The organism is Staphylococcus sp. HMSC056G08, assembly GCF_001812305.1.
Lineage (GTDB): Bacteria > Bacillota > Bacilli > Staphylococcales > Staphylococcaceae > Staphylococcus > Staphylococcus simulans.
The window spans coordinates 1-11393 of the sequence record NZ_KV808458.1; the positions used below are offsets into that span (position 1 = coordinate 1).

Annotated in this window: 8 protein-coding genes; 1 reads left to right on the forward strand and 7 read right to left on the reverse strand. The window is 35.0% G+C overall.

Annotation, left to right across the window (positions count from 1 at the left end):
- Positions 1-98: 98 nt before the first annotated feature.
- The 7 genes from coaE to HMPREF2846_RS05470 form a co-directional block, all read right to left on the reverse strand.
- A complete protein-coding gene (gene coaE / locus HMPREF2846_RS05440; RefSeq protein WP_057509820.1) occupies positions 99-713 on the reverse strand; it encodes a dephospho-CoA kinase in 615 nt (204 codons plus the stop codon).
- Between the two features lie 26 nt (positions 714-739).
- Complete coding sequence (mutM, locus tag HMPREF2846_RS05445) at positions 740-1612, reverse strand: bifunctional DNA-formamidopyrimidine glycosylase/DNA-(apurinic or apyrimidinic site) lyase (protein WP_070626030.1); 873 nt, start codon at positions 1610-1612, stop codon at positions 740-742.
- Positions 1613-1627: 15 nt separating this feature from the next.
- Complete coding sequence (gene polA / locus HMPREF2846_RS05450) at positions 1628-4258, reverse strand: DNA polymerase I (protein ID WP_070626032.1); 2631 nt, start codon at positions 4256-4258, stop codon at positions 1628-1630.
- A 92-nt stretch (positions 4259-4350) separates the two neighbouring features.
- Positions 4351-6069, reverse strand: a complete 1719-nt coding sequence (gene pnpS / locus HMPREF2846_RS05455) for a two-component system histidine kinase PnpS (protein WP_002481167.1) — start codon at positions 6067-6069, stop codon at positions 4351-4353.
- Positions 6066-6782 carry a response regulator transcription factor gene (locus HMPREF2846_RS05460; protein ID WP_002481168.1) on the reverse strand — a complete coding sequence of 239 codons (717 nt, stop codon included), beginning with the start codon at positions 6780-6782 and terminating at the stop codon, positions 6066-6068. The genes pnpS and HMPREF2846_RS05460 overlap by 4 nt, the downstream gene beginning before the upstream one ends.
- Before the next feature lie 173 nt (positions 6783-6955).
- Positions 6956-8221, reverse strand: a complete 1266-nt coding sequence (icd, locus tag HMPREF2846_RS05465; RefSeq protein ID WP_002481169.1) for an NADP-dependent isocitrate dehydrogenase — start codon at positions 8219-8221, stop codon at positions 6956-6958.
- 62 nt (positions 8222-8283) lie between these two features.
- Complete coding sequence (locus HMPREF2846_RS05470) at positions 8284-9402, reverse strand: citrate synthase (protein WP_070626034.1); 1119 nt, start codon at positions 9400-9402, stop codon at positions 8284-8286.
- A 361-nt stretch (positions 9403-9763) separates the two neighbouring features.
- Here HMPREF2846_RS05470 and HMPREF2846_RS05475 point away from each other — a divergent pair, with 361 nt between their 5' ends.
- The gene (locus HMPREF2846_RS05475; protein WP_002481171.1) at positions 9764-11125 is read left to right on the forward strand and encodes an amino acid permease; all 1362 of its coding nucleotides are present in this window, start codon (positions 9764-9766) and stop codon (positions 11123-11125) included.
- Positions 11126-11393: the final 268 nt, after the last annotated feature.

Genomic DNA, 11393 nt, shown 5'->3' on the forward strand with positions numbered 1-11393 from the left:
GCTCACCAGTCCTATTTGACAGAGAGCCTAAAAAAATTACTTATCACTAATGATAAGCAATTTTTTGTATTCATGTTCAGATTAAAATCATATTCACATTAAACCTCTTCAGAACTTTGAATATAACCTTCCTCCATCAACAATGCTTCAAGGTTTTGTTTAAGCTCTAGCAACGTACCGCGATTATCAATAACACGATCTGCCATACGACGTTTTTTGTCGATAGAGATCTGACTATATACACGCGCTTTCGCTTCTTCTTGTGTTAAGTCATTACGTTCCATTAAACGTTCCACTTGAATACTTTCAGAAGCATAGACTAACCATGTTTCATCAACAGTATCTTGAAGGTTATTTTCAAATAATAATGGAATATCCATAATTACATTGAAGCCATCTTTTAAATAAGCTTCTTTTTGTCTTTCCATTAAATCTCTCACGATAGGATGTATGATTTGGTTTAATTTCTCTCGCATTTTGTCATCATTAAATACGATTTCACCGACGTATTTGCGATTCATTTCACCATTTTCATCTATCGCTTCATCGCCAAATACTTGGCGGACTTGTTCTAAACCTTCAGAACCTTTTTCTACCGCTTCTCTTGCCGCAATATCCGCATCCACAATTTTAAAACCGTGGACTGCAAGCAATTCAGATACAGTAGATTTTCCTGTTCCGATTCCGCCTGTTAAACCAATTACTTTTTGCATAATCTAATCTCCCTCGTTCAATTAATTTATTTTTGACAGTTTGGACAAAAGTGACTGTTTCTGCCACCTATCACTTCTGTCTCAATCGGTCCACCACATACAGGACAGATTTTCTTTTTATATACATTTAAATACTCCTGCATATGTCCAGTTTGACCATCTGCATGGCGATAATCAGAAATGCTGGTTCCACCTTGTTCAATACCTAATGTTAGAACAGCCACTACTTCATCAAATACACGCTTTTGCTCTTGTTTCGTTAAAGTATTAACTTTGCGTTTTGGATGAATACGTGCATTAAATAAAGCTTCACAAGCATAAATATTACCGCAACCTGCAATAACATGATGATCTAAGATCACTTGTTTAATCGGCTTATTCTGATACTTCGGCAATGCTAATTGTTTTTGATAGTGTGTGTATGCGTTGTCATCAAAAGGCTCAGGAGCCATCTTTTCAAATGACGTGTATGCTGTAATATCATCAACATTTTTAATTTCACCAAAGCGTCTAATATCAGAAAAGATTAATTGTTTGCCGTTACTAAGTTTGAAATTGACGTGCCAATGTTTTTGATAATTCGGTACAATAATCTCCGTTAAGTCATTGACTACGAAATAGCCGCCAGTCATTCCTAAATGACTGACTAATACTCTTTTATCTTCATCTTTCTCTAAATATAAAAGAATATATTTACTTCTGCGTTCCACACGTGTAATTTTATAGCCTTCTGTACGATTTTTAAACATCGGCAAATCAATTTGTTTAATAATTGTGTCTCTACCGCTCGCTTTTCCATCGATGACTTTATCCGAGAACTCAACACTTTCAATAATTTGATTAATCACAAAGGGTTCAATCCCTCTTTTAACGTGCTCTACTTCTGGTAATTCAGGCAATTTGCGACCTTCTTTCTATTTTGCATCGTACCATGTTGGACCATAGTTAGTATCCACTTGTAATGGTACTTTTAATTCAATGGCATTATCCATAATATCTTCAATAAATTCACTGAAAGCTTCTACTTCATCTTTTGGCAGTTCAAAAATCAACTCATCGTGTACTTGTAGTAATAAGTGTGCATTGAAATCTGTTTCTTTCACAGCTTTATCATAATTAACCATTGCTAGTTTGATAATATCTGCAGCACTACCTTGAATTGGTGTATTCATAGCTGTTCTTTCTGCGAAACTGCGTTGATTAAAGTTTCTGCTTGTAATATCAGGGATATATCTGCGACGGTGTAATAATGTTTCTACATAACCTTTTGCTTTCGCATCTTTAACGATATCACTCATATATTGTTTAACGCCTGGGAAACTATCTAAATAATCATCAATAAATTTCTTCGCTGCTTTTCTCGTAATACCTAAACTTTGGCTTAAACCATAATCACTAATGCCATATACTATTCCGAAGTTTACAGCTTTAGCTTGTCGACGCATTAAACCATCTACTTCGCCTGCTTCTACACCAAAGACTTTCATGGCTGTAGCTGTATGAATGTCTCTTCCTTCTCTGAAGGCATTCATCATGCTTTCATCTTGCGTAATATGAGCAAGTACGCGTAATTCAATTTGAGAATAGTCCGCTGAAAGAATAACGTTATCCGCTTCTGCAGGTTTAAAGGCCTTTCTAATGCGGCGACCTTCTTCTAAACGTACAGGAATATTTTGCAAGTTAGGATCGACAGATGACAGACGTCCTGTTTGTGCAAGTGTTTGGTTAAAGTGTGTATGAATGCGATTATCATCTTGTATCACTTTTTGTAAGCCTTCTACATAAGTAGATTGTAATTTAGATAACTGGCGATATTCTAAGATATCTTCGATAATCGGATGTTCACCTTGTAGTTGTTCTAAAACATCTACTGCAGTTGAGTAACCCGTTTTCGTTTTCTTGATAACTGGTAACTTCAAGTTTTCGAATAATACGACACCCAATTGTTTCGGTGAATTAATATTGAATTCCTCACCTGCTGCTTCATGAATACGAGCAATTAAAGTATCAAGCTTACCTTGAATTTCTCTTTCCATTTCTTTTAGCTCTTCAATATCCGTGTAAATGCCCATTTCTTCCATTTGTCCTAAAATGCGCGCAAGCGGCAATTCTAAGTCATTGAATAAATCTAATTGATTGTACTCTTTCAATGCATCAATCATTACAGGTGTACTCGCATCAATCGCATCCAAAATCGAAGCAATATAAGGATTCAACACATCATCTTCTGGCACTTGTCGTTTTTTGCCTTTACCAAAAACGTGTACTGCTTCAGGTACATAACCTTGGCCATAATCGACAACTACTGAATGAACATCATCAATTGAGCGAGATGGATTTAAAATGTAGCTTGCTAACATGATATCAAACGTAATATTTTTAATATCGATATTCATGCGATGTGCTTCTGCATATGTTTTTTTCGCATCATAGACATACTTTTCTGTTTGTTCGTCTTCTAACCATTTTATTAACTCAGGATAATTTTGAATCTCATCCGCATTAATCACCACAAAGTGTTCATCTGCTTTAAAGCCGAATTTCAAAATATCTGCAGTGAGATAGTCACCTTCATCTACTTCAAAGTGAAGCGCTGCTTGTTTTAATTGATCAAAGTCAATTGAGTTGAAATCTGTTTCAATATCATATGTTCGATCAGATTCAGTTTCAGTATCGGCATCAACATCGATTTGGTTCAACATTTGTTTAAAATCAAGTTCTTTAAACAGTTCAATTTTTTGTGTTTGATCCACTTCATCAGGCAACTTCGTTTCTTCAAGTGTAACTTCAATTGGACTTTCTCTATTAATCGTTGCTAACTCTTTACTCATCAACGCATCATCATGACCGTTTTCAAGTTTTTCTTTTAACTTTTTACCAGAAACTCCATCTAAATGATTATAAAGGTTTTCAACTGAATCAAATTGATTTAAAAGTTTAATAGCAGTTTTTTCACCGACACCCGCGATACCTGGGATATTATCTGAGCTATCTCCCATTAAACCTTTCATATCAATAATCTGTGACGGTGTTAAACCATTATATTTTTCCGCGATGAATGAAGGTGTGTAATGGTCAACATCTGTCACACCTTTTTTCGTATAGTATATTGTTACGTTATCAGAAGCAAGTTGCGTTAAGTCTCGGTCACCCGTTACAATTATTGTCTCAAAACCTGCTTTATCTGCAGCTTGACTTAACGTTCCAATAATATCATCCGCTTCATAATTTTCTAGTTCATAATGCTTAATATGATACGCATCTAATAATTGTCTGATTAACGGAAATTGTTCACTTAATTCTGGTGGCGTCTTTTGTCTGCCGCCTTTATATTCTTTAAATGTTTGATGTCTGAATGTCGTTTTTCCAGCATCAAATGCGACTAAGAAATGGGTCGGTTTTTCTTCTTTGATAATTTTTTCTAATAACATCGCAAATCCATAAGTGGCATTTGTATGAATTCCTGCACGATTCGTTAAAAGAGGCAATGCATAAAATGCTCGGAAACTTAAACTATTCCCATCAATTAACACTAATTTTTCCACACTATAACCTCCAGAATTGATTTGTTTCTATTTTATCATATGTGACATAGCCACTCATAAAAATAGCGCCGGAATTCCATCCGGCGCATATATTAAGATAACTTAATTGATTTATTTTTATTATCGAAAAATATCACTTTAAACGTTGTACCTACGCCAACTTGACTGTCTATTTGAATACGTCCGTGATAAGCTTCGACAATATGTTTCGTAATAGACAAACCAAGTCCTGTACCGCCTGAATCACGGCTTCTAGCTTTATCTACACGATAAAAACGTTCAAAGATATGTTTTTGATCTTCTGGAGCGATTCCAATTCCAAAATCTTCGACCTCTAAGACACGTTTTTCTCCATCTTTATAGACACGCACATGAATACGACTATCTTGAGGTGAATAGTTAATCGCATTGCTGACGATGTTCACCACAACCTGAGCAATTTTCGATGTTTCGGCATCGATAATCACGTAATCTTCAATATCCGTTTCCAACGTAATATTTTTCTTTTTACCATTTGTATATAAAGTTTTTACGGTGTTTCTCGTTACATCAGATAAATCCACAGGTTCTGTTTCAATTTCTTTTTGTTGTTCAATATGTGATAAATCTAATAAATCTTCGACCAATGACTCAATACGATTAGACTCTTTCAAAATAATATTTAAGAATTCATCCAACGTCGTTTCATCATTCTTCGCCCCATCAATTAAAGTTTCCGCAAATCCTTTAATTGAAGTGATAGGTGTTTTCAGCTCATGTGAGACATTTGCGACAAATTCACGACGCAAATTCTCTAATTTCTTCAAGCTGGTAATATCGTGAAGAACGACAACCATCCCTTGCATTCTTTTCTTTTTACGAGATAAAATCGGCACACAGACGGTATCAAAATAACGTTCGTGAACATTATTCAAATATACTTTGACTTGTTCATTCATCGTTTTCTCGGTTTTAAAGGCATCGATAATCAATGTATTCAATTTACCTTTGATCACACGATTGTAATTTTGATTCACGACATTTGTTTCAGGATTAAACATTTCATAATATGCTGTATTCGCGATAACAATTTTACCGTATTTATCAATCATTAAAACTGAACTTGGTATATTTTCAAGTGTTGTTTTCAAACGATTTGATTGAATTTTTTGTTCGTTATACATTTTTTGTAAACGACGTGCTAATTCATTCGTTGTTACGAATAAGTCTCGCGTTTCTTTCACATTGCTTTCAGGTACTCTGATATGATAGTGCCCTTGTGCTAAGAGTTTCGTCGCATAAGTTACATCATTAATCGGTCTGATATATGTGCGGTTAATGTTTCTAACAATTAAGAAGACTAAGGCAATAATGAATAAACCAATGATCGCAATATATTTCCAAGCTTCAAATTGTAGTTGTGTAATTTCATTATCGTAACCTGTAATTATAATAAAATGATCATTACTAATATATTTATAAGTAAATCTACGATTGTCATGATGCGTATCATAAAGCAGATTAGATGGATTTCCAACTACATTGATGTTTGGATTTGCGGGAACTTTTTTATCTGATTTAAATAATGTTTTACCTCCATCATTGCTATGTATGGATATTGTAAAATTATTTAAGTGTGCGTATTCTTTTAAAGCCTCTTCATGATGTGCTTTGTATGTCTTGTTGATACGCTCAGCATCATGCTTCAAGTTTTCAGCATCTCTCGATGAAATCGTTGTATAAATCGCATGATTGATTAGTAAACCTAAAGCAACAAGACAAGAGATAATCAAGATGGCTAACGTCAGCAGTAATCTTGTGTAAAACTTCAATTTGCAGATTTAGGTCTTTCTAGTTTATAGCCTAATCCACGAACAGTTTTAATAAGCTTCGGCTGCTTAGGGTTTTCCTCTAATTTATCTCTTAAATGACTGATATGCACATCAACAATTCTTGAATCACCAGTAAATTCATAATTCCATACAGAGTTCAACATGTGCTCTCTTGTAATAACACGACCTTGGCGCTCGATTAAATAAAGAAGTAACTCAAATTCTTTAGGGGTCAATTCTAACAGTTCATTATTTTTATATACTTCAAAGTATTCAGGTCTGATTTTGATTGAACCGATGATTACATCTTCACTATCTGTTTCTTCTTCTTTTTGACTGTGAACTTGTTTAGATCTGCGTAAAATAGCTTTTACACGTGCTACAACTTCTCTTGGTGAGAATGGCTTAGTCATATAGTCATCTGCACCGAGTTCCAAGCCTAATACGCGATCAAACTCGTCATCTTTGGCAGTCAACATTAAGATAGGAACAAGATTTCGGTCTGAACGAATCGTTTTACAAACTTCAATGCCATCCAACTTCGGCAACATCACGTCTAATACGACTAAATCTGGTTGTACGGCATTCAGTTTTTGAAGTGCTTCTTCACCGTCATAAGCAACTTCTACTAAATAACCTGCTGTTTCTAAATTGTATTTCAGCAAAGTTACAATGGATTGTTCATCATCGACTACTAAAATTTTTTGTGTCATAGTCTTACCCCCTGTGTATTTTTCATCTTAATTATAACTTATATTTTCAAAAAGATAACATACTACGAAACATCTTTACATAAACTTAACATTCACTTAACAAGTTCAATCATTCAAAAAAATAAAGCTATACCGCCCTTATCAGAGCAGTATAGCTTGAAATCAATTAAGTCTTATAGATTTTTGATTAACTCGTCAGCGAACTCAGAAGTTTTTACTTCTTTAGCGCCATCCATCATACGTGCGAAGTCATACGTTACAACTTTAGATGCAATTGTTTTTTCAATTGAATCTGTAATTAAGTCAGCAGCTTCTTGCCAACCTAAGTGTTCTAACATTAATACTGCACTTAATAATTCTGATGATGGGTTTACTTTATCTTGGTCTGCATATTTAGGTGCAGTACCGTGAGTTGCTTCAAAGATAGCGTGGCCAGTATCATAGTTGATGTTTGCACCAGGTGCAATTCCGATACCGCCGACTTGTGCTGCTAATGCGTCAGAAATGTAGTCACCATTTAAGTTCATAGTTGCTACTACATCATACTCAGCAGGACGCGTTAAGATTTGTTGTAAGAAGATATCAGCAATTGAGTCTTTGATAATGATTTTACCATCTGCAACTGCTTGATCTTGGATTTTGTCCGCTTCTTCTTTACCTTTTTCATCTACTAAGCGATCATGTTGTTGCCAAGTGAATACTTTATCACCGAATTCACTTTCAGCTAAATCATAACCCCATTGTTTGAATGCACCTTCAGTAAATTTCATGATATTACCTTTGTGCACTAATGTAACTGATTTACGATTGTTATCAATCGCATATTGGATAGCTGAGCGTACTAAACGTTCAGTACCTTCTTTAGATACAGGTTTTACACCGATACCAGAAGTTTCAGGGAAACGAATGTTTTTAGCACCCATTTCATCTTGTAAGAAATCGATTAATTTCTTAGCTTCTGGCGTACCTTCTTTAAATTCGATACCTGCATAGATGTCTTCAGTATTTTCACGGAAGATAACCATGTCAGTGTCTTCTGGACGCTTAACAGGAGATGGAACACCTTTGAACCAACGTACTGGACGTAAGCAAGCATATAAGTCTAATGTTTGACGTAATGCTACGTTTAATGAACGAATACCGCCACCGATTGGTGTAGTTAAAGGTCCTTTGATTGCGATTAAATATTCTTCAATCGTATCTAAAGTTTCTTGTGGTAACCATTCGCCAGTTTCATCATATGCTTTTTGACCAGCTAAGATTTCTTTCCATTCGATTTTTTTCTCGCCATTATAAGCTTTTTCAACCGCTGCATCTAATACACGGCTTGCTGCTCTCCAGATATCTGGTCCAATACCATCACCGATGATAAATGGAATAATAGGATTATTCGGTACTAATAAACCGTCTTCTTGTTTAACAATTTTTTCTGGTGCCATTCTAAATTCCTCCGTTAATATAAATTTTGTGATTAATGATTCAAGAATGTCGCTGTTAAAAATTAGCGCTCTTCAATTGGTAAATACTTACGATTTGTTTCACCGATATATTGAGCACGTGGTCTCATAATACGATTATCTCTATATTGTTCGAAAATATGTGCTAACCAACCTGCAGAACGACTGACTGCGAAAATTGGAGTAAATAAATCATGTGGAATATCCATGCTGTGATAAACAGTCGCACTATAGAAGTCAACGTTAGCAATAATGCCTGTACGTTCTTTCATTAAGTCTTCAATCGCTACTGAGATATCATATAAATGTTTTTGACCTGTCTCATCCGTAATTTTTTTACTCATTGTTTTTAAATATTTCGCACGTGGATCTCCGTCTTTATAAACACGGTGTCCAAAGCCCATGATTTTCTCTTTGTTTTTCAATTTATTATCAATATATGGTTCAACTTCATCCACTGAATGAATTTCAGATAACATGTTCATAACACGTTCGTTTGCTCCGCCGTGTAAAGGCCCTTTTAATGAACCTACAGCTGCAACAATACCTGAATACATATCTGATAAAGATGATACTGCACAACGTGCTGTAAATGCTGATGCATTCAATTCATGGTCAGCATGCAATACCAATGCTTTGTTAAATGCTTCAACTTCAATGTCTGTTGGCTCTTCACCACGTAACATATATAAGAAGTTAGCTGCATAGCATAAGCCTTGTTTAGGATAAACTGGCTCTTTTCCTTGTCTTACACGTTCAAATGACGTCACAAGTGATGCCATTTTTGCTTGGATTCTAATTGCACGTTCTAATTTTTCTTCATCCGTTTCTGACTCTGCATTTTCATCAAAGTGTGCAATATAAGAAACTGAAGTTCTTAATGCTGTCATTGGATGAACGTCGTCTGTTGCATAATCTTCGAAATGCTCATAAACTTTTTGGTCTAGTTTTGCATACTCATATAATTTTTCTTGCAACTTGTTCAATTCGTCTTTCGTCGGAAGTCTGTAATTCCATAGTAAGAATACAACTTCTTCAAATAATGCGTTTTCTGCTAAATCATCGATGTCATAACCAGTATATGTCAATTGGCTATCGATAATTGAGCTTACCTTTGTTTCAGCTGCAATTACCCCTTCTAAACCTTTATGCAATTCTGCCATATTAATTTCCCCTTTTCTATAACAAATTGAAATGGCTTTCATTTAGTATTATATCCAATATTAACGGTTTTGTGAACAATTTCGAAACTTTGTATAAAGCGGTTACATTGCTCAAACAGCTAAAACACCCTGTTCAGACCATATCTCATCGCCTTTATTGGTATTATATTACATTTTTATAGTTTTAAGTAACGAAAACCCATGCAAATTAACCGATTATTTTTAATTTATTATCATTCATCATAACTTAAATCCATTGATAATTGCATGAAAATTCTCAATATTTTTAAAAACCATTTGTCATATTCTATGGATATGTGCATAATATTATTAAGGTGCAAAAAGGGAGTTGAATTAATTTATGTCAAACAATTTACAAAGAGAATTAAGCAATCGTCACATACAGTTAATCGCAATTGGCGGTGCGATCGGTACTGGATTGTTCTTAGGGGCAGGACAAACGATTGCGATGACGGGACCTTCGATTTTATTAACATACATCATTATTGGTTTAATGTTGTTTATGTTTATGAGGGGTTTAGGGGAAATCTTAATTACAAACACAAAATTTAAATCATTCGCAGATGTGACAAATGAATATATCGGACCTTTTGCTGGGTTTGTGACAGGTTGGACATATTGGTTATGTTGGATTATCACAGGGATGGCAGAAGTTACAGCCGTAGCGAAGTATGTCAGTTTCTGGTGGCCTGAAATTCCTAACTGGGTCAGCGCTTTAGTCTGTGTACTTGTTTTAATGGCATTCAACTTATTAAGCGCAAAACTTTTTGGAGAATTAGAATTCTGGTTCGCAATTATCAAAGTTACGACAATCATCGTGTTAATCGTTGTCGGATTAGGTATGATATTCGTTGCTTATGAAACTAAATTCGGTCATGCGAGTATCACACACCTTTATGACCATGGTATTTTCCCTAAAGGTGTATCAGGTTTCTTCATGTCTTTCCAAATGGCACTCTTCTCATTCGTAGGGATTGAGTTGATTGGTGTAACAGCTGGTGAAACAAAAGACCCTGAAAAGATTATTCCTAAAGCAATCAACAGTGTACCTGTACGTATCTTACTATTCTATGTAGGATCACTTGCAGTAATTATGTCAATCATTCCTTGGTATAAAGTAGATCCTTCTGATAGTCCATTCGTAAGATTGTTCGCGTTAGTCGGAATACCTTTCGCAGCAGGTATCATCAACTTTGTTGTACTGACAGCTGCTGCATCATCTTGTAACAGTGGTATTTTCTCAAACAGCCGTATGTTATTCGGTTTATCAAGACAAGAACAAGCACCACCTGTTTTCAACAAAACAAATAAAAATGGTGTGCCGCACATTGCGATCTTTGTTTCATGTGCATTATTACTTATCGCAGCATTATTGAACTATATTTTCCCAGATGCAACATTAGTATTCACATATGTAACAACAGTATCAACAGTTTTATTCTTAGTAGTTTGGGCATTGATTATCGTTGCTTATATTAACTATCATAAACGCAATCCAAAAGCACACAAAAATTCAATTTATAAATTACCAGGTGGACGTTTCTCAGGATACATGATTTTATTTTTCTTCATCTTTGTATTCGCATTGCTATTCGTCAACCCGGTAACAAGAACTGCAGTATTTTTATCTCCAATCTGGTTTATCCTTTTAGGATTAATGTACTGGAGATACACACAACAACTTAAGAAACATCAATCATAAAAATTAAAAATACGCACCCTAACAAAATGCGTTTACTCACTTTTAGAGTAAGCGCATTTTGCTTTGTCTAAAACCTATCCTCTCCTATCCCCTATATGAGCCCCATAGATTAATAACACTCTCTTTATTATAAATATCATATCCGGTGTTATATCATGCTTAAAACAATGCATAGACTGCTTTTAAATGCTACATGAATTATAAGGTGATACATTCACTTCCCAAATCAAAATAAAAAGGCTCTCTGTCAAATAGGACTGGTGAGCAA